The 23,529-nt window shown below is 35.3% G+C and carries 18 protein-coding genes; 3 read left to right on the top strand and 15 right to left on the bottom strand.

Annotated elements, in window-relative coordinates; genetic code table 11:
* Positions 1 to 657: 657 nt before the first annotated feature.
* From RAO94_02150 to RAO94_02100, 11 genes are all read right to left on the bottom strand, one after another.
* Positions 658 to 2,148: a polysaccharide biosynthesis C-terminal domain-containing protein gene (locus RAO94_02150; GenBank protein ID MDP8321133.1), complete on the bottom strand. Its 1,491-nt coding sequence runs from the start codon at positions 2,146 to 2,148 to the stop codon at positions 658 to 660.
* 21 nt (positions 2,149 to 2,169) lie between these two features.
* On the bottom strand, positions 2,170 to 3,615 hold the full coding sequence (locus tag RAO94_02145) for a hypothetical protein (GenBank protein ID MDP8321132.1): 1,446 nt from the start codon (positions 3,613 to 3,615) through the stop codon (positions 2,170 to 2,172).
* 325 nt (positions 3,616 to 3,940) lie between these two features.
* Positions 3,941 to 4,759 carry an acylneuraminate cytidylyltransferase family protein gene (locus tag RAO94_02140; protein MDP8321131.1) on the bottom strand — a complete coding sequence of 273 codons (819 nt, stop codon included), beginning with the start codon at positions 4,757 to 4,759 and terminating at the stop codon, positions 3,941 to 3,943.
* Position 4,760: 1 nt separating this feature from the next.
* On the bottom strand, positions 4,761 to 5,867 hold the full coding sequence (locus RAO94_02135; protein ID MDP8321130.1) for a DegT/DnrJ/EryC1/StrS family aminotransferase: 1,107 nt from the start codon (positions 5,865 to 5,867) through the stop codon (positions 4,761 to 4,763).
* A complete protein-coding gene (gmd, locus tag RAO94_02130) occupies positions 5,864 to 6,895 on the bottom strand; it encodes a GDP-mannose 4,6-dehydratase (protein MDP8321129.1) in 1,032 nt (343 codons plus the stop codon). The genes RAO94_02135 and gmd overlap by 4 nt, the downstream gene beginning before the upstream one ends.
* Positions 6,892 to 7,686, bottom strand: a complete 795-nt coding sequence (locus RAO94_02125; GenBank protein ID MDP8321128.1) for a TIM barrel protein — start codon at positions 7,684 to 7,686, stop codon at positions 6,892 to 6,894. The genes gmd and RAO94_02125 overlap by 4 nt, the downstream gene beginning before the upstream one ends.
* A 56-nt stretch (positions 7,687 to 7,742) precedes the next feature.
* The gene (locus RAO94_02120) at positions 7,743 to 8,378 is read right to left on the bottom strand and encodes an acetyltransferase (protein MDP8321127.1); all 636 of its coding nucleotides are present in this window, start codon (positions 8,376 to 8,378) and stop codon (positions 7,743 to 7,745) included.
* The gene (gene neuB, locus RAO94_02115; GenBank protein ID MDP8321126.1) at positions 8,378 to 9,433 is read right to left on the bottom strand and encodes an N-acetylneuraminate synthase; all 1,056 of its coding nucleotides are present in this window, start codon (positions 9,431 to 9,433) and stop codon (positions 8,378 to 8,380) included. The genes RAO94_02120 and neuB overlap by 1 nt, the downstream gene beginning before the upstream one ends.
* Positions 9,415 to 9,978, bottom strand: a complete 564-nt coding sequence (locus RAO94_02110) for a dockerin type I domain-containing protein (protein ID MDP8321125.1) — start codon at positions 9,976 to 9,978, stop codon at positions 9,415 to 9,417. Before RAO94_02110 ends, neuB begins: the two co-directional genes overlap by 19 nt.
* Before the next feature lie 1,053 nt (positions 9,979 to 11,031).
* The gene (locus RAO94_02105; GenBank protein ID MDP8321124.1) at positions 11,032 to 11,418 is read right to left on the bottom strand and encodes a hypothetical protein; all 387 of its coding nucleotides are present in this window, start codon (positions 11,416 to 11,418) and stop codon (positions 11,032 to 11,034) included.
* Between the two features lie 35 nt (positions 11,419 to 11,453).
* A complete protein-coding gene (locus RAO94_02100) occupies positions 11,454 to 12,689 on the bottom strand; it encodes a glycosyltransferase family 4 protein (GenBank protein MDP8321123.1) in 1,236 nt (411 codons plus the stop codon).
* Between the two features lie 317 nt (positions 12,690 to 13,006).
* Between RAO94_02100 and RAO94_02095 the strand changes: the two genes are divergently transcribed.
* On the top strand, positions 13,007 to 18,091 hold the full coding sequence (locus RAO94_02095) for a C25 family cysteine peptidase (protein ID MDP8321122.1): 5,085 nt from the start codon (positions 13,007 to 13,009) through the stop codon (positions 18,089 to 18,091).
* 1 nt (position 18,092) lies between these two features.
* Here the strand turns inward: RAO94_02095 and RAO94_02090 are convergent, their stop codons facing one another.
* The 4 genes from RAO94_02090 to RAO94_02075 are packed head-to-tail and all read right to left on the bottom strand — an operon-like array spanning position 18,093 to position 21,748.
* Positions 18,093 to 19,088: a D-glucuronyl C5-epimerase family protein gene (locus tag RAO94_02090; GenBank protein MDP8321121.1), complete on the bottom strand. Its 996-nt coding sequence runs from the start codon at positions 19,086 to 19,088 to the stop codon at positions 18,093 to 18,095.
* On the bottom strand, positions 19,085 to 20,365 hold the full coding sequence (locus tag RAO94_02085; GenBank protein MDP8321120.1) for a glycosyltransferase family 4 protein: 1,281 nt from the start codon (positions 20,363 to 20,365) through the stop codon (positions 19,085 to 19,087). Before RAO94_02085 ends, RAO94_02090 begins: the two co-directional genes overlap by 4 nt.
* Positions 20,358 to 20,921: a hypothetical protein gene (locus RAO94_02080; protein ID MDP8321119.1), complete on the bottom strand. Its 564-nt coding sequence runs from the start codon at positions 20,919 to 20,921 to the stop codon at positions 20,358 to 20,360. The genes RAO94_02085 and RAO94_02080 overlap by 8 nt, the downstream gene beginning before the upstream one ends.
* Positions 20,918 to 21,748, bottom strand: a complete 831-nt coding sequence (locus tag RAO94_02075) for a PHP domain-containing protein (protein MDP8321118.1) — start codon at positions 21,746 to 21,748, stop codon at positions 20,918 to 20,920. The genes RAO94_02080 and RAO94_02075 overlap by 4 nt, the downstream gene beginning before the upstream one ends.
* 262 nt (positions 21,749 to 22,010) lie before the next feature.
* Between RAO94_02075 and RAO94_02070 the strand changes: the two genes are divergently transcribed.
* A complete protein-coding gene (locus RAO94_02070; GenBank protein ID MDP8321117.1) occupies positions 22,011 to 22,415 on the top strand; it encodes a hypothetical protein in 405 nt (134 codons plus the stop codon).
* A gap of 676 nt (positions 22,416 to 23,091) precedes the next feature.
* Positions 23,092 to 23,313: a hypothetical protein gene (locus RAO94_02065; GenBank protein ID MDP8321116.1), complete on the top strand. Its 222-nt coding sequence runs from the start codon at positions 23,092 to 23,094 to the stop codon at positions 23,311 to 23,313.
* Positions 23,314 to 23,529: the final 216 nt, after the last annotated feature.

The following is a 23,529-nucleotide window of genomic DNA, read 5'->3' as shown; positions in this document are numbered from 1 at the left end:
TGTTTACTCCCATGTTATTTTTCAATATTCTTAAAAACCCCTAACTAAAAGGATATAATAACATTACGAATTTATCAGTATACCAAATAACTGGCAATAAAATTATTCTTAAATTAGCAAAACTTTTCCCTTCGTAGTATATTTACTATAGCAATCTGGATTTATAGCAATTCGTATTGGGTGAATTAATATTAGAAAATAACCGGTCGGAAAAATATGAAAAGAAACTTCATGCATTTCTACCTGCAATGAAGAAAAAATTGCTAAATATGATTTTTGAAAGTAATAAGAGGATACAATTTACTGGACTTCAAATTCATAACCTCTGGTATATATTCTATCCGTGAAAATCCATATTTTATAAAATTTATAGCTATATCGAATTTAATTAGTCTGGATTTGGAAAGCAGTATCCATTTAACTTCTACGAGACTTAAATTCAAATACATTTTCATCACTGTTGTTTTAGATAAAAATAGGTATTTGGCTATATTTGTTTGGCTTAAGCCCTCAGTATCCAGCATCTCTATTTATGATAATTTTTCATTTAAATATAAGCGCTCCAAAAATATTATTAAGTACTTTAATCCCTAAAATAACTTATCTGCTTAATAAGCTGTAACTTAACTATTGTGTAATTACACTGCAGCAAGCAATTTATTTCCCTTTGAAATGAGCTACAATATTAGACAGCTTACTCCATTTAACATAAGATTGTTTAATCATTTTTATCTCGCTTTTTTCAAAAAAACCGATAAAATTTAAAATTACCGGATACAAAATAAGTATAATCAGATCAATTACAATTCTTAGAAAGATGCATAATTCAGGGATAATTATCCAGATATAGATCAATCCAGCACCTACAAAAATTGCTTTTAGGTATTTGACAACCTCATAATCGCGATATCCATACTTTCTATTGTAGATCAAAAATATAGTGACAGCAACTGCTTTAGAAATAGCAGTTGTTAAAGCCGCCCCAATTGATCCCATAAAGGGAATAAGCAAAAAATTCAATATTACGTTTAACAATCCACTACCAATCGAAACTAATGAAATAATTTTTGTTTTATTTAGTTTCATCAACGGCATCGTTAACATGGCACGTATGCCTTCCAACACTATTCCGATCAATAAATATGGAACAATAATTAGTGAGTCAATATAATTTTCGTTATTAAGTAAAACCTTTATTAACAATCCACTTAGAACACAAAGAACTAAAGTACTGTATATAGATATAAAAGTGAAATAAGTAACTGATTTGTAGAAAAACTTGTTATGCATCTCATCATTTATTTCAAGATAATATTTAGAGCTGTATGACTTTAAAAATGACCTCACCACAAATAATTTTACCATGCTGGAAATCTTATATGCCAGCGAATATTGTCCTACTGTTCCTAAAGTAAAGAAATGCTTCAATATAAATCGATCACTAAGTGTCATAACTATTGACATTACACCGGAAATTGCCAAAGGATAAGAATAAACTATAATTTTTTTCAGGAGCTTCCACTCAATTTTAAATTCCATCTCGCTTAAGATGGTGGGAAGAATTAAAATAATAACTATAAGGTTTCCACATATCTGTCCTAAGAATATACCTTCTAAATTCATGTTAAGCACCAAGATAAAAAATAAAGTGCTTATTAGTACTACTCCCATATTTAGCAATACATATTTGGTCTGTTTTTTAACTAATTGTCTTATTTGCAATAGCTGCAAAAATCGATTCACTATAACACGAAAGAATATATTGATTAAATAAATCAACATCAAGCCAGTACCGATTTCAACACTAAATATCGGCATCGAATAATGGCAAATAATCCAGGAGGAAACTAATAAAAAAATTGATGTAGATGATATTGAAAACAGCAGAGTTGTAAAAAACAAAGACTTCTGTTTACTTTGACAATCTTGATCCCAATACCAACGGTTAAATCCACCCATAATTCCTAAAGATGAAAACGCAATAACAATTTCAGCAAAAACTTCAAATAAAGCTAATAAGCCATAGGTTTCAATAGCAAACTTACGGGAATATATCGGCAGTAATATCAATCCCACAAATTTAACTGCGACATTACCGATCCCGTAGTAAAAAGACTGTTTGATGGAACTCCTGATCTTTTTTATCATAGTTATTTGATGTTTTCCGTATTATGATTGATTATCATTTTGATTATTGAGTATCACATGAAGGCTTTCAGTGATCTTATTCACACTATCAGGTTCCCAAAATTTGTTTTCTGTAAATTTCTTCTTCCTCTGTTGGCTTTTAAGTATTTCAACAATGTCAAAACAGTCTTTGGCTTTTAGTACATATCCCTGCTGATAAGCATCTTCCATCAAACTTGAAAAAGGTAATTGAACTATGATTGTTAATAAATCAAACCCTAATCCCTCAAACAAAGCAGTAGAATATACTCCGATCTGAATATCAATTTCAGAAAAAAACTGATAAATATCTTTGTTACTGTTATCAATAACTTTGATTCCAGATGAAACTAACCAGGGATATTTTTTTCTCCATTGGTGGTATTCACCTGGATGCAATTTATATATAATATCATAGTTTTCTTTTTCCATAGAAAATAATTCAACAGCTATTTTGCTTAAATCTTTGCCAATGGTTCCTTGAGATATAAATAGTATTACCGGTTTTATATTTGTCTTCTTATTTAATTTTTCTTTTTCATCTATTATTCGTTGTTCGAAAAAGGGATAGCCTGTAACGATTACTTTGTCTTTCTCTATTGGAAATCTTGTTATATCCTTCCAGAACTTTGCCCAAACAAATATATAGTCAGGAAAAGAATTTATTCTTATGTCCTCTGGATAGTTATATGCTAAATGCTCCTTTCCCATTGAACCGTGTTGAAATTCAATGACAGGAATTTTCATTTCATGAGCTAATTCAATAAATATCATTTTTGTAAAATTATAATAACAATTAATGAGCAAGGCTCTTGGCATATACCTTACTAATAATTTTTTATAAAGAGCTCTCAGATATTGATTTTCCACGTAAAGTGAATCCAGCTTAAAAGACAATTGCTTCTTATTGATTTTTACGTAAAATTCAGATTCTATCAAATCACATATTTCATTGGCTAAATTGGTAGTATTAACTCTTAAAAAGCTTCTTACTATTTTCCTTAGAAGTATAAAGTAATCAAGATAGAGTAAATTATTTTTATCAGATACGGGAAAATGCGTTCCCAAATGATTATCCTCTAACATCACGTATGAAAATGATTTTTCTTGCTTGACCCAGGTGTCAAACAGAGGGTCAACATACTCTCGCCCAAGCATTACCCGTCTTTGCTGATTAAAGATCAAGAGCTCCCTTTTGCCCTTATACAAAAAAGGATTGCGAATTAGTGCCCAACCAATATTTTTGATGACAATAAATATTTTTTGGAGCTTTGTATAGTTAAATATGCTTGACTGGTTGGGACCTATTGAATGTTTTTCTCTATATATTTCATAATAAAGGATAAATCGGATATATGCCCAGTAGTGTAAATTTTTATACTTTCGAGTAAACAGTTTATACTTTATCTCAAAAGCTAAAAAATCCTCAATATTAAATTGTTTACTCATAATTAAAATTCCTTTTTAATAATGTATCAATTCCCACGCATTGCTCATTATTTAGATGGCTATATAAAAAATCTTTAATATTGAATTTCTCGGGTTTCAGGATGTGCCCCTCTAATATGTTAGCTGAGTTTTCTGAATAAATAAAATCTCCTCTAAACCAGAGCTGACCCAAATGCCTTGCTTTGGGTATTTTTATGTTTGATATTAAAAATACCATTAAACCTCTTTAAATAATACCTAACCTGAGCGATTCATTTTTTCCTTGAAACCTTTTGGGTGTTTTAAATCATAGCTTTATCAACAAAACAGGTGATTTAACATTCTGTTAAATATATTTAATTTTACTACTTTCATTTATCTCTTCTCTTACTTTTGTTTTAGATGAAGCGTAAGCTTCACCAATTTTCAATTTTACATTCGGACAAAGTCCGCTGATTTTACTTTTTACATTTCTTAATATATATTCGCATAAATCAAAATCAAATTGGTTATCTATGTCAATTGAATCATATTCTGATAAGCTAATATACCCTACTTTATCACCGTATATATCATTATATTTCAGTAAATTATCAGTTCTTAAGACATCAACGACTCCATTCAACCGATAACATTCCGGAAGAAGTTGTCTCCTATGATATTCGGTTAAGTTTATACCATCTATGAATGTTTTAAGAAAGCCATCTTTATTGCTAAACATCCAATATGGATGATGAACTCCCTCTGTTTGTGTTACTGTTCTTAAACTTGAATATTCTTTATTTTCACACAGCTTTGTAATGCACTCATCAATTATTGCTCCTGTCTTAAAGGGTGTAGTCGGTCTTAGTAAAACAACCATATCAGGAATATAATTCTGATTTTCCTTCAAGTATTCTAATGCATGCAATATCATTGGTCGATCAGGTGTATCATCTCTGGCAAATTCTTCAGGTCGTATAAAAGGAACTTCTGCTCCACTGAGTTTGCAGATATTTGCAATCTCATCGGAATCAGTGGAAACAATAAATTTGTTTAGTAACTTTGAATTTTGAGCTGCTTTTATTGAGTAATCAATCAATGGTTTATCTGACAATAACTTTATATTCTTTCCGGGAATTCCCTTGCTTCCGCCTCTTGCTGGAATTATTCCTAATACTTCCATGCTAATTTTCCTCTATGATCTGCGTAAATGATTTCACGATGTAATCAATTTCCTCATATTTAAGGTCATTAAAAGTTGGTAAACTAATCCCTTTCTTAGATATTTCTTCTGTGTTTTTAAGATAATTTACATTAAATTCCTTATAAGGCGGCATTTGATAAAGTGGATAAAATAACCTTCTACTTTCAATACCTTTGACTTGCAATTTATCCTGCATGACACTTAATTCAATATTTTCATCTCCTTCGATAAGAAATGAAAATAACCAGTTTACACTATCAATAATTTCATTTTCTGGTTTCAATACGATATAATCTTTTTTCTTTAATAATTGTCTATAGTAATTTTTAATATTAGCACGTTTGATTAATATGTTCTCCATTTCTTCCATTTGTGCAACCCCTATGGATGCCTGTAAATTGGTCATTCTATAATTATACCCAATTCTTTCATGCCAATACCTGATTTTCTTACTCATTCCATGATCGCGTAAAACTCTCATTTTCTCATTCAGAATCATTGAATTTGTTAGACACAGCCCACCTTCACCAGTAGTTATTATTTTATTGCCAAAAAACGAAAAACAACTGATATCGCCAAAAGACCCAACTTTTTTGTCTTTATATTTCGCACCATGGGCTTCAGCACAATCCTCCACAAGAAATAACTCATGCTTTCTTGTAATCTCAGTCAACTTTTCCATGTTACAAGGATGTCCATAGATATGCACAGGGATAATTGCTTTTGTTCTTTTCGTTATGGCTTTTTCGCACAATTCAGCATCTATTGTCCAGATCTCTTTATAAACATCTACCATTACAGGTGTAGCTCCTACGTATAGAATCGCATTAATCGTGGCTGCAAAAGTAAATGCAGGAATAATTACTTCATCACCTTTTTCTATCCCTAACGCAATTAGGGCTAAATGTAATGCCGAGGTTCCATTGGATACTGCAATTGCATGTTTCATACCGTAATATTTACTATTGACTTCTTCAAACTGGGTTACATAGCTTCCTGATGAAGATATCCACTGAGTATCAATACAATTATTTATATACTTACGCTCATTCCCAGATAAACAGGCTTTCGCAATCGGTATCATCATGCTTTCTCTCTGGCAAGATCAGCTTCTACCATTATCTCAACCAGTTTATTAAAATTCACTTTAGGTTTCCAATCTAATTCGCGCATTGCCTTTGATGGATCTCCCAATAATACTTCTACTTCCGTTGGTCTAAAATAATATGGATCTATCTCAACATGCGTTTCACCAGTTTTTTTATTTATCCCTTTTTCTTCAATACCAGTCCCACTCCAGGCAATTTCAATATTGATCATTTTAAAAGCTGCTTCCGCATAGTCCCTGATGGAATGATTTGTACCTGATGCTATTACATAATCAGCTGGTTGTTGTTGCTGTAACATCAACCACATTGCCTCCACATAGTCTGGAGCATATCCCCAGTCTCTTCGTGAATTCAAGTTTCCAAGATACATTTTATTTTGCTTCTTATAATAAATTCGTGCTACTGAAGTTGATATTTTGCGGGTAACAAATGACCTTCCGCGCCGTGGAGATTCATGATTAAATAGTATCCCGTTACAAGCATAAAGATCATAAGCATCACGATAATTTTTGGTGATCCAATGCGCATACAATTTCGCAATTGAATACGGAGACTGAGGATTAAATGGCGTTTGCTCACTCTGTGGTGTCTCAACCACTTTACCAAACAATTCACTCGTTGATGCTTGATAAAACTTTGTATTAATTCCTGTATCTCGAATTGCATCCAGCAATCTCAATGTCCCGATAGCGTCAACTTCTGCTGTATATTCTGGCACCTGAAATGAAACATGTACATGGGACTGGGCTGCCAAATTATATATCTCATCCGGCTCTACTTTCTCAATTATCCGATTTAAGTTACTTGAGTCAGTTAGATCACCATAGTGCAAATAAAATTTCTTATTCTTTTCATGTGGATCAAGCTCTAAGTGAGCTATATTTTCCAAATTATATGAGCTGGTTCTCCTACGTAAACCATGCACTTCATAATCTTTATTTAATAGAAATTCGGCAAGATATGATCCATCTTGCCCTGTAACTCCCGTTATTAATGCTTTTTTCATATCAACAAATCCTCTCTCAGCAATTGAGTACTATTACTCACTTCATTCATATCACCATAAATTTCTAATGTGATTGTCTTACCGGTTAAATTCATTTTTTTTAAATTCGAATAGATTATTCCCTGCGGATTTAAACCTTTATTTTGGTCTGAAAATCCATTATTATCACTTATATGTAAATAATCTGATTCAGTTATCATATTATTTAATTCTTCTTTGAAATCTAATCCCAATGTATTCGAGCTCACAAATAGATGTCCTACATCAAGTAGTAGTCGAAAATCTATCAAAGCTCTTAGTTCTTTGTATTCTTCATAATTTGTCAGCATAAATGGATTTGAATTTCTATTGCTATTGTAATTGTTTTGGGAAATTACATTATTCTCAATATATAACTCCAAACCATTTGCTCTTTCTTTCAAAATATTCCATCCCACACAAAATTGTTCCATTGATTTAACTTTGTCGATAATTCCAGCATTTGAAATTGTTTTACCAAGATATTCTTTTTCAATGTCAATTAAATATCCGGCATGTATTCCTAACTTACTACATCCTAATTCATGAGACATTTCAATTGCAGTTAGATAATGATTTATTGTTCTTTGAAATATTTCTCCATTTAGAGAAGCTAAATTCAGTACAAAATGCTCTTGGGGTGGTGGAAAATAATTATGAAGCCGGAAATGAAGATTTAATTCTTTCTTGAGATTCACTAAGTCAGCAAAAATCCCTTGATAATAGTCAGTCCCGCCAGATAATTCAATTCGATTAAATCCACATTTTGCCATTTCAATTATCGAATCCTTAATCTTATGATGACTTGAACATGCTGTAGAGAGATATATCATTTCAACTCTCTTGCCGGAATGCCAGCAACCTTTGAGTTGGATTTTATATCACGGATTACTACCGAACCAGCACCAATTATTACATTATCACCAATTGTGATCTTATCTATTATTGTTGAACCGGTTCCAACAAAAGTATTATTACCAATCATAACTCTTCCAGCAATTCTCACTCCAGGACAAATATGGCTATTTTTTCCGATTTTTACTTCATGTTCAATAATCGAGCCTGTATTGATTATGCTATTCTCCTCTACTTCTGCCAATGCATTAACTATTACTCCTGCATTAATAAACACTCCTTCCTTCAGCTTTACATATTTCGATAAAACTGATGAAGGATGTATTAAAGCAGGTACATTGAAACCCATTTCTCTTACCTTTGTGAAATACTCTCTGCGCTTAGCATTGTCGCCGAATGCAATAACTATTTCAGTTGTCTCTACGCTATATGAAGATAAGGCAGATATATCTCCGATTACAGGATAACCCAATATTCGTTCCTCCTGCCCATAATAATTTACATCTACTATTCCTAAAACCACATATCCTAAAAGCTCTGCTGTATCGATGAGCACACGAGAATGACCACCAGCACCTAAGATTAATAGATCCTTCTTAATTGCTTTCATTAGTCCTGAAAGTAACTCCACATTATTGGATGGTTTTCATCGATAGTCCTTGTTGCACGAGACCCAATAATTTCTTTGTACGCATTTGCTCTTATACCTATTCCACCTGTTCTTTTGGCTGCTAACTTGTCCTTGGTAAGGAGTTCACCTTTCTCAATTCTCGATTTTGCCACTAAGTTTTTCTGTAAATAATTTTTGTTGAGCTGTTCGCTTGCTGTTGGATATACACTTTTGCTTCCCAGCATTACCTCTACCTTTCTAATTTCTTTCACCCATTTCCGTAATTCATCAGGATTTAGCGAAGCCTTATGATCAGGTCCTTTCATATCTTTGCTAATTGTAAAATGCTTCTCAATTATCTTTGCACCCATTGTGACTGCATAAGGAGATGCTCCCACTCCTTCAGTATGATCTGAAAAACCAATCACTACATCAAATGCATTTCTCAGTGTTAGAATTGCTCTTAAATTTACTTCGACAGCCTCTGTTGGATAATTTGAAGTGCATTTAAATATTGAAATGTCCTGGCAACCGTTTTGTTTCAAACACTGATATGCCTGCTCTATCTCAGCTAAAGAACACATCCCCGTTGATAGTAAAATTGGTTTTTTGCATTTTGCTACCTGCTCCAAAAAAATTAAATTAGTGGCGTCAGTTGAGGCAATCTTTATTGCAGGAACATCTAACTCTACCAGTAAGTCTAAACTTTCTAAGCAGTAAGGTGTGGATAAAAATATTATCTGCTTTTTTGAACAGTAATCGACTAATTGGAGATGAAAATCCCTATCTAATTCTAAATGTTTGATCATTTCAGTTTGAGATTCATCTTTTTTAGATGTCACTTTCTGATATGGTGCTTTTTCAATATCATTTAACAATAAATTCTTAGTAATAAACGTCTGAAATTTCACAGCATCAGCACCCGCATCAACTGCAATATCTATCAATTTCCTGGCAGTTTCCAAATCTCCGTTATGATTTACTCCTGCTTCTGCAATAAGAAAACACTTATGCGCATTACCAATTATTCGATTACCTATCTTGAAATCTTCCATTTTAATAGTCCCCTGACTCTATCAATTACCGGTTCGCCTTCAACCGGAAAAACATCAATTAAACCGGGAACATAGCGCAATATCAACGCCGCATCGTATGCTCCAACAAAACCAGCGTCACTCACATCTGCTACAGTTAATCTCCAATTTTCCCAGGGTAGAGGTGCTTCTGGTGCTGGATCTAGATCAACTGCATATTGCAAAATCAAAGAAGTATCAAAGCTTTCCACCTCGGTATTATTATCTACATCGCCATAATGCAGAGAACTTAAAAGAATCATCTCAGAAATTCCTTCACCAATATTAAGCTCTTCCTCCATTGACGATAAATAGATAATTTCTGATATTCCAATACCAACATGGTTCTCCTCCTCACTCATAGATGAAAGATACACCAGGCTGGAAATACATTCTCCAATATGCCCTAAATCCTCTTCCATGGAAGAAAGCAGCACCTGGTCTGATACATCCCAGCCAACTGCTGCTACAACTGGAAGAACAAATATCAGCAGTAAAAGCAATAAATACAAACGTTGTAAGTTCATAAAATACCTTTTCTTTTAATATCTTAAAAAATGATTTTTTTTTAGCAATCAGAAAATACATCTCTACTATTCTTATTGCGCCATTTTAACCTATTCACCATTATATATAAAAACCTATTAATTACTATATCAATAATATTTGCTAACTCTAATTTTTGTCAAGATGTTTTTTGCAATCTGGCATCCCCCCGAAATTAAAATATTTTCTGCTGCTAAGTCATATGTGCAGCGCCGGTGTAATCACAGGTGCGGCGCAGATGACGACCACTATCACCCATTCTTCCGTATAAAAAAACTGCTGAAAATAAATACATAGACAGCAACAGATAACTGCCCATAGTTCTCGCAGCACCCGGAGTACCATCAGCGCTGCAAGTCTTACTTATCTTGTCAATTATCTATTAGAAACATACCCTGAATATATAAAAAACAGGGGGATTCATGGTTTTTTGCAATCACACATCCCTCGATTTTGGAGACTGTTCAAATTTTTATTATTGTTTATCCCTGAAAGGGATTTACAATAATAGCCCCAGGTTGGCACGAAGTGACTACCTGGGGTTGATGCCAAAAACCACTTCCCCTCCCCCAAACACCGGCTGCGCCGGTGTTTGGGGGAGGGGAAGACGCAGGTGGTAAATTTGACTCCGAGTTGTCGAAATACGAAAACCCGGGGCTATTATAGTTATTCCCCTTCAGGGAATATGTCAATTTCACAAAAATTGACATATATGATGGATGTGTGCATTTTTTTCTGCCAAAAATTACTTTTCTTTATAATTTTCAATTACTTATATTGAACAGTCTCTCTAGTTGATTGTCCAAATAATTTTATTAAAATTAGGGGGTGATAATATCTCTTGCAATAAAATCGATAATATTTTTTTATCAAAGAAGTATAATTGTTATAAAGAGGTAATAATGAAAATTGGCATAATATTGGAAAATGAATATACTAGTGACTCAAGAATTCGAAAAGAAGCTGAGTTTCTGGCTGCTAATGGCTTTAAAGTCAATGTGCTGGCATTTAGGATTTAGCGAATTTGAAACTTCTCAATAGCTTCGATTATTATCTCTAAAGAATAATTTACCACTGGTTTTTGCTGTAATTTTTAATTTCTTCTGTTTAGAGTTTTGCCAGGAATAACGGTTTAAAGGTCTTTCCGTATTTAACCCATTTTCCTGCATACCTGATAATAGATAAAATGCTCCTGATAGAAGATCATGATCAAATACTATGATCCCACCTTCCTGCTTATAATAACGAAAAAGATCACTAACAGGAAACAATATCGGAATATCATCATCAAGATAGATTACTTTCTTTTCATCAAGATTATTATTACTCAATGGAAAATATATGCACTTCTCAGTTACCTCTGATTCATCACCAATTACAAAATAATCTCTTACTCCATCAAGCCCTACCAGTAAGCTCAAATGATATAAAATATACTCTATCCGTTATTTATGTATCAATTCTCTACCTTAATTTTACTTGTAATACTTAAATCATTATACATTTTCACGAGACCTTCACTGCTTGTTTCCCAGTTATATTTCTCTATAATAGCCCTTTTCCCCTTTAGTTTCATATTTTCTCTCAATTCCACATCATTAAATAGCTTTTTTATCTGAATAGTCAGATCCTGATGATTATCACTTTGATATATCAATCCTGCTCCTGTTTCTTTTAATATTCGCTCTAATGACATACAATTGGTGGCTATTACTGGAACTTCATAATACATGTATTGATATAATTTATTCGGGCTGGAATTATCTGTCTGAACTGATTTTTTATGCGGTATGATCCCGATATTACTTATGCGGAAATAATCTGGAAGTATATCTGGTGGCTGCCATCCTTCAAAATAGACCTTTTCTCTGATACCCAGTTTAACTGCTAAAGCTTCCAACTCAAGAGCTATCTTCCCTGTTCCTACTATACAAACTACTAAATTTTCAATTGTTTTTAATTCACTTATAGCCCTTAGAAGAGTATCGATTCCTCGATGCCAGTCAAAAGCACCAATATAGGATAGCACAAATTTATCCTTATATTTTTCTATAATTTTATTATCATTTTTTTCCCCCTGAAATGAAACTATCTCTGGACAATTCTCGCAAACAAATACCTGTTCAGAAGCAATATCTCCTGCTATCCTGTTTTTCATCTCCTCTACCACTACAACTGCCCTATCCAACTGCGAAAGCCATTTCTTTTCTGTTAGCTGCCATTTTTTAACTGAAATCAGGATGTTTCCCGGAAAAGTATTTGAAAATTTGTAATACTTCAATGCATCAGCATAATTCTCATGCAAATCTCCACAGACTTTTACACCATTCCCTAACTTCTTTTTTGCTTTCAACGCTGCGCCCACTAAATACAAATCATGGATATGCAATATCTCTAAATTATATTTCTTCACAAATTCTACCATATTACGGCACCAGTAAGCAGTATATATATCAAATATTGTATTCGTTAATGCCCTTAGTTTGCGACTTAGTTTGCGATTTATCCTGATCCTGATTATTTTTGCACCATAGAAATCAGATTCCTCATTTTCATCTCCAAATCTGAAACATAGCAGAAAAACAGTGAAACCCGCTGAAGTTAGACTCCTGATTTCCTTCTCTACTCTGCCATCCGGAGGGAATCTGTCATCCAGAACCATCCCTATTCTATAATTATTTTTTTTATCCATTTCTTACAACACCTTTATCTTCTTCTATTTTATATTAAAAAATGTTGTCAAATTATATCTACCAAAGTCACCGTTAATCCGCTTTACAGGATTGACTTTGATCTCTTCCAATTCCCATTAATTAGCATCAGAAATTAAATCTCAACTACTAATTCAAGAATTTTATCTTCCCAAGTAAATAATAATTTACTTGACGATAATAACGTGGTTTTGTCATATACATACAAGTTAATCATCTTTGTGGGAAGTCTCCGTAGAATATAGTTTTATATCATATTAAATCAATAGATTAGATATAAGTATTTTGGGAGGTTGTAATGAAAGTAAGGTTGGCTTTATTTATATTTTTAGCATTAGCATTAGCGTTATTCAGTTCTGTTTCAGAATTGAACAATTTTCATACAGAATCCGATAATGGTCTGACTATTTTAGGAAAAATAATTCTTGAGGCGGAATCAGATAGTGTATTTCATCAATTATTGCCTGTGATTAATGGAGAAAATTATATAACTGCAGGCAGCACTAATTGTGAGGTGGAAATCAGTTCAGTGATGCAATTGCGTGATCTTGAGTTCTCTATTCTAACTATATCCCCTGCAGAAAATTTAGTAGCTGGAGATAGTCTTCAGATTGTTTTAGAAGGTGATTGCCAGGAGGAAGTAGAACTATACAGACCTGCGGAATCATTTTTAAAGATGTATATAGCTCTTTTTCCCGAACTCGCAGAACGTGAAAACTGGCGAGATGTGGAACCAGCTCAGCCAAATATTCTTTATATTTATCCAGATACTGATGAACCTTCTTTCTGGCAGGCATTTGATTATTTACTGGAATGGAAAAAACAGAAAGGGTTTAAGGTTTATCAATATGCTGCTAATAACCCTTCAAGTCAGTCAATAAAAGACTATATCCAGAATGCTTATGATACCTGGGAAGACCCCCCTGAATATGTCTGCCTTATTGGCGATGCCGGAGGAAACTATAATATACCAACTTCTTATTTTGGCAACGGAGAAGGTGATCATTACTACACTACTCTGGCTGGAGAAGATCAGATTTCTGATGTTCATATTGGCCGGCTCTCCTTTGATAATATATTGCAGTGGCAATCAATTGTCTATAAAACTGTCATGTATGAACGAGAACCATATATAGACAACCCTGACTGGTTCAGCAGGGCATTACTGGTTGGAGACCCTACATCTTCTGGTATGTCTTGTGTATATACCAATATAAATATCCGTGAATCGATAGAGCATAACTATCCAGAATATGATTATCTGGAATTATATGATTATCCGTTTCAACCTGCAATGAGGTTAATGGTTGATATGGGTGTGAGTTACTTTAATTATCGCGGTTATGGAGGGATGAGTGGCTGGTATGACGGTACCGCAAATTATTTAACCAATGGGATGATGCTTCCTTTTGCAGTTATCAGTACCTGTGCTACAGGAGATTTTGCAGGAACAGAAGGCTGCCGCAGTGAAGCTTTTTTACAAGCCGGCTCACCATCAAATCCCCGGGGAGCAATTGGAGCAATTGGAACAGCAACAATCACTACCCATACCTGCTTCAATAACTGCTTTGTAACTGGAGTAGCTTATGGTTTATTTTCGGACAAATTGCAGACTATGGGAGCTTCTCATACAAGAGGAAAAACGTCTTTGTTCTTAAATTATCCCCAAAATCCTGATCAATCATCGACAAAGTTTTCATATTGGAATAATCTGATGGGAGACCCATCAGTAGCAGTTTGGCAGGGCTTTCCGCGAGAATTATCTATTGCTTGTGAAAATCATTATGCCAGCAGCATGAATAATATTGGCATACAGGTACTAAATGAATATGCTGATCCGGCTTGTGATCTGTACTGCTGCCTGTATAATGCATCTAATGATGAACAGCATTTTAGTTACAGTGATCAGGATGGCTTTGCCTATTTTGATATAGCTGACCTGGATTCAGATGAATATATTCTTACAGTGAATGGTAATAATTTTTATCCCAGGCAGGATACAATTTATATTGATTCGGAATATGATCTGTCAATTAGTGATCTTACATTTTATGATAATGGAAATAATGGAAGTTTTGAGCCAGGTGAAACTGGAAATTTGGCTTTTGAATTAATGAATAATAGTGACTATACCATTTCTCCAGTGGAAATAACGTTGTTCAGTAATTCAGAAGAAATTATCATTACTAATGGAGAAATACTCATTGAACAGCTTGAGCCAGATGAGACTGTATTGATTGATGGAATTGAATTGGAATATCAATGTAATCCTGATAGTGATCTACAAAAAATAATCGGAATCACCGTACAGTCGGATAATTACTCATTCTCTGATTCATACCAACTTCCAGTTACATTTCTCGAATTTTCGTTAATTGATTTCAGTTTCACTGATAATAATAATAATATTCCAGAGCCGGGAGAAGAAATATATTTTGATTATGAGATCACAAATTCGGGTGATTATGTATTAACAAATATTAGCCTGGAATTCAGCACAGCAAGTAATATCGTGTGGATCACTGACAATATCATCTCCCTTGAAAATCTTCAGCCAGAAGAGATATATCAATCTACTAACTCAATTGTATTAGATATTGCCCAGGAATTTATTGCTGGGAATAATGAGACTTTGATCTTGAGCATGAGCAATCCCGATGGTTTTGAGCAATCTATTGAATTGGAGGTATGTATTGGTGAAACCGGTATTGATCAACCAACCGGACCTGATGCTTTCGGGTATTGCCTTTACGATGAAAATGACTCGGAATATCAAGAACTTGCTTATGACTGGATTGAGATCAATGATTGCCCGGAATTGCCTCTTTATGACTCAGGTGATGAGGGTGCTTCCTGTACGGTTATGCTGCCTTTTACTTTCCGATATTATGATTTTGATTATGATTGTGTTACTGTCTGTTCAAATGGCTGGGTAGCTCCAGGAATCACTGAAAGTGCATCTTTTATGAACTGGGCTATTCCAGGTGAAGGTGGAATTTCACCGATAATTGCTGTATTCTGGGATGACCTGGTTAATACGGATAATATTAGCGGTATATACTATTATTACAACCCGGCAGAGCACTTTTTCATTATCGAGTGGGATCGCTTGCGAAATGACTGGGACAACAGTCAGGAAACATTTGAAATAATTATTTATGATAGGGATTATTATCCCAGCTCAAATGGTAATAATATTATGAAATTCCAGTATAAGGATTTCAATAATACTAATGCCGGAAATTATGAGGGAATACATGATGCCAATCACGGGCAATATGCCACTATTGGCATTGAAGATCAAACTGGCAGACATGGACTGCAATATACTTATAATAATGATTATCCTGATACTGGTTCCCAACTTGGTGATCAAAGTGCTTTGATGATAAGCGGACAACCAGTACCTGAGGATTCTGCCTGGGTTGTGATCGATGATTATCGTTTTATTAATTCAACCGGGCAGGAACTTGTGACTCCTGGAGATACAATTTCTCTTTCATTAGATTTATGGAATATTGGAAATGAACCCACTGAAGTGATCAATTTAATAATGAGTTGCGAAAATAACTCATTTATTGAATTTATTGATAATGAAATATTGATCACTGAAATTCTACCAGGATCATTGGCTGAAAACATTATTGGATTAAATTTCTGTATCAGTGAAAACTATCCCCCTCTGGAAGAATTACAGTTTAACCTTGAAATCATCAGCGGTGGACTGGTTTGGAACTATGGCTTGAATGTAGTTGTCTCTGCCCCTTTAATAGATTTTGATGAAGATATTATTAACTTTGGTGAAGTCTATTGCAATTATGAAGCAACCTATGAATTGATAATGGAAAATGATGGTACTGCACCTCTGGAAATTACAGAAGTTGTCAGTTCATCCCCAAATCTTATTTCAGATTTTTCCCCAATCGTGATTGACCCTGGTGATGAACAAAATCTGCTCCTTACCTTGCTGATTGATGAAATCGGGGAATTTAGCGCAACGCTGACAATTATCAGTAACTCAATTAATTCAAATACATTCATAATACCAGTAATGGGAATAGTAGTATTTCCACCCATAATAGAAGTTGATAGCACTTTACACTGTTTTGATGCGGAATTAGATGAAATAAACTGCTTCCCTATTGATATCAGCAATACTGGAGATGGGACATTATGCGTTTCAGCTCACCTGGAAGGTTTCTATAATTCCAGAAATGGGGCTTTATTTAGTAGTGGATATCTGAATCTTTCTCAACCTGTTATCACTGGTGAAGAATTCACCATTGAAGCCTGGGCACGGATGGATGGTCCCGGATTTCATGTATGGGAAACGAACACAATCTATGAACAAAGGGACAATGAACCCGAAGACTACAGGGCTATCATGACCTTCCACACGAGAACAATTTCAGGTAATAACTCATTCACTTTGCAGGGTGCTAATAGTACTGGCACAGTATTAAATACTCCTGCTCCACCCTTTGGTGATTGGCATCATTATGCCGTGACTGTTAACGAAGATTTTATAAATCTCTATCAGGACGGTCTATTAAAGGTTACTGAGATTAATAATGAATCAGGGGGATATACTTCCGGGGTAGACAATGTTGATATTGGAGCGCACAGATATAGTGGAATTTTGAAGTCATCCTTTAATGGTATGATGGATGAAGTGCGTTTTTGGGATAGAGACTTGACTCCCCTGGAAATTCTTGATCACCAGTATCATAGTGTTGATCCAGATTCAGAAAATCTCACTGCTTACTGGACTTTTAATAGCCTGTTTAACTGGCAGGAAATAACAGATAGTGGAATTGACACTACTCCATTTCCTGCTGTTGATCATTTTCAATCTGAAGCACCTATTAATGACTGGAGTAGCATCGATACTGAGTCATTGGTCGTTGAGGGTGGTGAAAGCAATGTTTTCAATCTGCAGGTTGATACTGCCTGGCTTGATTTAGGGGGTTCCTACCAGACAAACCTTGTTATGCAAACAAATGATCCTGAAGCTCAAAATATCGTTATCCCTATTGAAGTTACTGTTGTCCCATCATCTGAAGATCAAAATGAGATTCCTTATTCTAACCAGTTATCCCAAAATTATCCTAATCCCTTATTCCTGGATTCTAACTTCAGAGCAGCTACAATAATTGAGTACGATTTATTAGTAGAAGTTATTGAAGCCGAAATCATTATCTATAATATTAAAGGGCAAAAAGTAAAAACCTATGTCCTAGATCCAGAAATTACAAGACAGGGCAGCGTCTCTTGGTCAGGGGATAACAACAAAAATAGATTAGTAGGTAGTGGGGTATATTTTTATTCTTTAAAAACTGATGGTATTATCAGATGCAATAAGAAAATGCTTTTACTCAGGTAAGCTACAACCTGTTGATCTTCTTCAGGGATTTATATTTTAGAGAATACATCCGCAGGGCGTTGATGATATTGTCCTGTTTCTGAAACAGGTAGGCATATTTCCGAAAAACTGGTTGTTCTGTAATTTTATAGAGAACCTTTAACTGGGCAATATGAAGTCGCTGATATTGAATAGTGGCTGGGTCGATCTCAGGATACCAGTCTGCCTGGCAGAGATTATACCTGCTCCAATATCCCAGATCGTATATCGGTAATATATCCTCCACGGTCTGGATACCCGTATTGAATAGCTCCGCTGCAAGCTTATCGTCAGGAAATACTCTAATATAATCATAGATACCGAATAAGGCGAAGATCATACCGTTCAAGACCATTGTTGGTGCTTCAGCTGGATATTCCTCATAAAATGGCGCTGTCTTTATCATACTGGTAACTCCCCCATCTTCCACTGGAAAAGTAAATGGAGTCAGTGCCAGCCGTGCCAGATCAGCCCAGTCTTCGTTGTCTGTAAGCTGATAGCCCCTAAGGAGAATATTTATTGCTCTTGCCTGGGAAAATGCTGATTGCCAGGGACCAGAATTGTGATATTGAGGTAGTGGCACATTTGTAAGCCATCGGGCACCATATTTGTGACTTTCTTCGGCATTAGTCTCAAACCAGTGCGGGTACTTCAGGAAGCGTTCCTTGTCTTCTTCCTTACCTCTTTTCAGCCAGGTGTGAAATACCGCCAGTCCCATTTGACCAATTGTGATGGGAAAATAGACATATTCCTCACCTTCCACATCTATATAGGTCTTATTAACCGGAATACCATTTTCATCAAAATGATTAAGAAGTTTCTGGTCTTTACCACTGGAAACCCGTTTCTCATCAAACACAAAGTAATAATACCCCAACTCATTACCCTTTACATCATCTGCGATCCGATAACGCAATCTGGGCGTATTCAGATCATGCAGGAACTTTTTTAACATAAATATCTTTTTATTTTCCGTCATAATACTTCTCCAAAGAAATCTGCCAGTTTATTTGTTAGCTGACGACGATGAAATTGCTCAATATACTTATCATCAACCTTAATTTCATTATTATTCATCCAGTTTTCAAAGGCATTATTAATTATTTCCAGCCAGTCAGAGCCAGCAGCAAATACATTTCCACAACCACTTTGCCTTATAATCTTTGCGGTATCACCTTCAGGATCTCCTGCTCCCAGCACGGGACGCTGCATAGCGATATATTCAAAGATCTTACCCGGTATATGGCCTTGATAATTTGCCAGCTTCTCCAGAAATATCAGGTTCACTGAGGCTGATCCCATCATCGATAAAGCCTTGTTATGTGGCTGATAACCACTAATCTGCAAAACCTCTGGCGGAACATATTTTCTGATCTCATCAACTATCTCGTTATTAACTTTTCCTACCAGCACTAACTGTGTTTTTGCTCTTTTTTCATGATCAGCAAGGAATTTTTGAAGTCCCTCAAAGAATTCAAAATAGAATCTATTTGATGTAATGCCTCCAGCATGCAGGAGGACAAAGTTTTTTCCCTTTTCAACCTTAGCATTGATCACTTCATCATCATAGCCATTTGTGATCGTTTCACGCGGCTTACCATCTTCTATCGGCAACAGCTTCTGAAACATACTGCTGGCAGTGGTCACACCATCGCATTCCTGCAAAACCTTCCTCTCGAGATATTCATCCAGGTATTTTGCCAGGAAACAGCGATTTGCCTTATGATAATAATGTATCTTTGTCCAGGGATCACGGAAATCCGCTATCCATTTAAGGTTATATTTTTTCTTCAGTTTCTGCGCAATGAGATGAGTGGTTGGAGGAGGAGAACTGGAATAGATAAGATCAATATTTTCTTCTCTGATAATCCTGCCAGCTGTCTTCACTGCTGAGGCTATCCAGCCGATTTTGGCATCAGGAACAAATAAATTAAGCCTTATCCAGTGGGCAATACGCATCTTCCAGTTCAATTTCCTGGCAGCCAAAACTGCTACAGGAATATTATCTTCCTTTTTCCCGGTAAACTTTCTATAAATCACATCAGGTTCATAATTCTTTGTTTGATATACTTTCACATCAGATGGTATTTCGGAGATCAAACTGTGGTCATAAGCTGGAAAATTACCTATATCAACCGTGAGAACTATTGGTTCCCAACCAAATTCAGGCAGGTATTTAACGAATTTCAGTAACCGTTGCACTCCTGGTCCACCCGCAGGCGGCCAGTAGTATGTGATAATTAAAACCTTAGGCATTATCGTCTTTTGATTGACCCTTAATATTTTCGGCTTTTCGCTTTTCTTCTTTTGCTACAGCAATGCTGCCCACAAAATCATCAAGTTCTGCCTGCGGCACCATTTCAATAATTGCATTCAATATCTCCAGCATATTAGGAAAAGCCATGGTTAACTCCTGCAATTTCAGCTCACCATCACTTCCCCTATAATGAACATCCAGGATCCTTCGTCGAGCTTTGGTGAGTTTAATGGATACAAAATCTTCCCAGCGTATATACACATTTCTTTTCAGCAGGTAAGTAAATTCCATCCCTTCCTGCCGGAAAATAAGTCTATTAAGTGTAAAAAGGTTGCGCAGTAGAGAATTTAAAGCAAAAAAAATAATTAAAAAAGGTACTAACTTAGTGAAAGCAGATGAATCTGCATCCACTTTGTTAAAAATCAGCCAGCCAGCGTAGACAATTGCCAGGAGGGAGAATATAATCGTGAACCAGCGAATAAATCTGTTAAACCAATAGGAACGAGGGAATCCCTTCCTTTCGTTAATATTCAGATATTCTTGAAATTTACTCATATCCCGCACTTCTTAATATATTCACTCAGATCTTCTGCCACTGATGATGGAGCACTGAAAAAACCAAAAAAATTCAAGTCTGAGCCATGCCCGTGAAAATCACTGCCACCCGTTTTTATCAAACCATGTTCATCTGCCATCTTTTTATATCTGGCAGTTTCATCAACAGTATGCCGACTGTAAAATACTTCCAGACCCTGAATACCAATATCGATCAGGTGCTGCACCAGATCATCATCCCTGTAGATATAGGGATGAGCCAGCACAGATACTCCTCCGGCTTTTTTGATCGCTTCAATTACAAATTCTGCTTCAGGAGCTGGTTTGGGCACATAGCAACTTTTTCCTTCGCCAATATAATTATCAAAAACATCACGGGTATCACGGCAATAGCCTGCATCAATTAATGCCCTGGCAATATGCGGTCTGCCTACCAGGTTCAGCTTACCAGTAAGATTGATAACATCACGAAAATCAAGTGACATTCCCAAAGCTGCAAGCAGTTTTACGATTTTCTTAGCTCGCTTTAGCCTGCCTTTCTCTATACCATGCAGAAATGATTTGAATGATTTATTTTTCACATCAAATCCATAAGCCAGTATATGAACGTCTCTACCCCAGCAGAGTGAACTCACTTCCACTCCGGGCAGTATCCGAATGTCATAATGTGCTGCCAGTTTCATCCCCTGAATGCATCCTTCGATTGTGTCGTGATCGGTTATGGAAATCAGCTCATAGCTGTATTGCTGCAGCATCTCCAGCAATTCCCGCGGTGAAAACACCCCATCAGAATAACTGGTGTGGATATGTAAATCGAGCTTATCCATCTTCACCAATACCCCTTTAAATATTTTTTATCTTTAAATACCTATTTATCTTTTTCAGTATTTCATGTAAAGTAAAAGCTCACAATCATCTTTTTTTATTCATATTTTATTTTAGTTCAAAAACTTATTGACATAATTTTGACTGATATTCTTGTTCTCTTTGCTGCTTTATTAAACAGCATCAGGTATTTTGCTATACTGTTATCATACATCTACCTGGTTATCTCGCTAAAAGGGAGTTTAAATTGGGTACTAATCAAATTTGCTAGTTATTCTGAGTGTTGTCCTCGTTGCTGTGGGGACAGCTCTTGGTATTTTCATCTTTCAAAACCAGTCGCAGAATACTAACCGCCAGCTACTGGTAACTGACCTTAATTTCCTGGGTACTGAAGCTCTCAGGTTCTGGCGGACTCCAGTCAGTATGGGCGGTGGAGCACCCACTATTACGACAGAAGATCAGGCACAACTGGAATTTTATCTCCACTGGTCTGGTAACACGACCACAACTGCTTCCGGGACCTACTCTGTTCTGGCAAATGATGACGGAACCATTAATGTTACTGGTATTGGCACTGAGATAGGAAATGATAATGAAAATCCAGTTCGTGCCGAAATGATCGTGGATACTAATTCTGATCATCTCCTCACAATAACATTAGTAAATTGATCTCTTATATCTAATTCTTCAGACTTTCACTCTCCAGCTACTTACTTTATTAAGATTAAATCACAGCTCCTCTAATCTTATCAAAAAGATAAGATATATCACCCTGTATATCAAATTGATAATACCCACCACCACTTGATCAATAAGGCTATTAATAATTATTAGTATTTTTATCTTCTTATATATCAACATAATAACACAGGTGTATTACCGCATTAATACACTAATTTTAAGCTTGGCACGATGATTGCTCTTATAAACAGTGAAATTGATAATGTGGAGGCAAGAAAATGAAAGAAAGAAACTTTGTTACTCGCTGGAACGAAAGAAAAGCAAGATTCCCAAGGAGAAATGCAAGATGAAAAAGCAAAACCTGATCAGTATCTGGAGAAATAGAAAACAAAAATACCAAGGAGGCTCAAGATGAGACGAACTTCATTGCTTAGCAGATGGCAGGAAAAACGCAGTCGTTATACACGGGGGTGATCATGAAAGCCCGAAAGAAACAAAAATAACCGGCAAGTTGAAAAGCTTGCCGGTTTTATTTTTTATAATACCTTTTCGATTCTGAATAAATAGTTTATTAAATCATCTAAGTACAAAATAAGTAACCCAATATAAAACAGCTCCAAAAGCAATTAAACCAGTCAGCATTAACTGCGAAACAACTTTAAATTTGATCTCTCTTGGAGTAAGTGGTCGTTTTTCCTTTCTCAGCTTCTTCTCTTTCATTGAACCTATCACCACAGCAGATCAGGCACAACTGGAATTTTATCTCCACTGGTCTGGTAACATTTCCACAACTGCTTCCGGGACCTACTCTGTTCTGGCAAATGATGACGGAACCATTAAAGTAACTGGTATCGACACTGAAATAGGAAATGATCGTGGATACTAATTCTGATCATCCCCTCACAATAACATTAGTAAATTGATCTCTTATATCTAATTCTTCAGACTTTCACTCTCCAGCTACTTACTTTATTAAGATTAAATCACAGCTCCTCTAATCTTATCAAAAAGATAAGATATATCACCCAGTATATCAAATTGATAATACCCACCACCACTTGATCAATAAGGCTATTAATAATTATTAGTATTTTTATCTTCT

Origin of the sequence: Candidatus Stygibacter australis (assembly GCA_030765845.1) — a bacterium.
Taxonomy (GTDB): domain Bacteria; phylum Cloacimonadota; class Cloacimonadia; order Cloacimonadales; family TCS61; genus Stygibacter; species Stygibacter australis.
Note: the sequence above shows the minus strand (reverse complement) of the source record. Positions and strands in the feature narration are given on the sequence as shown.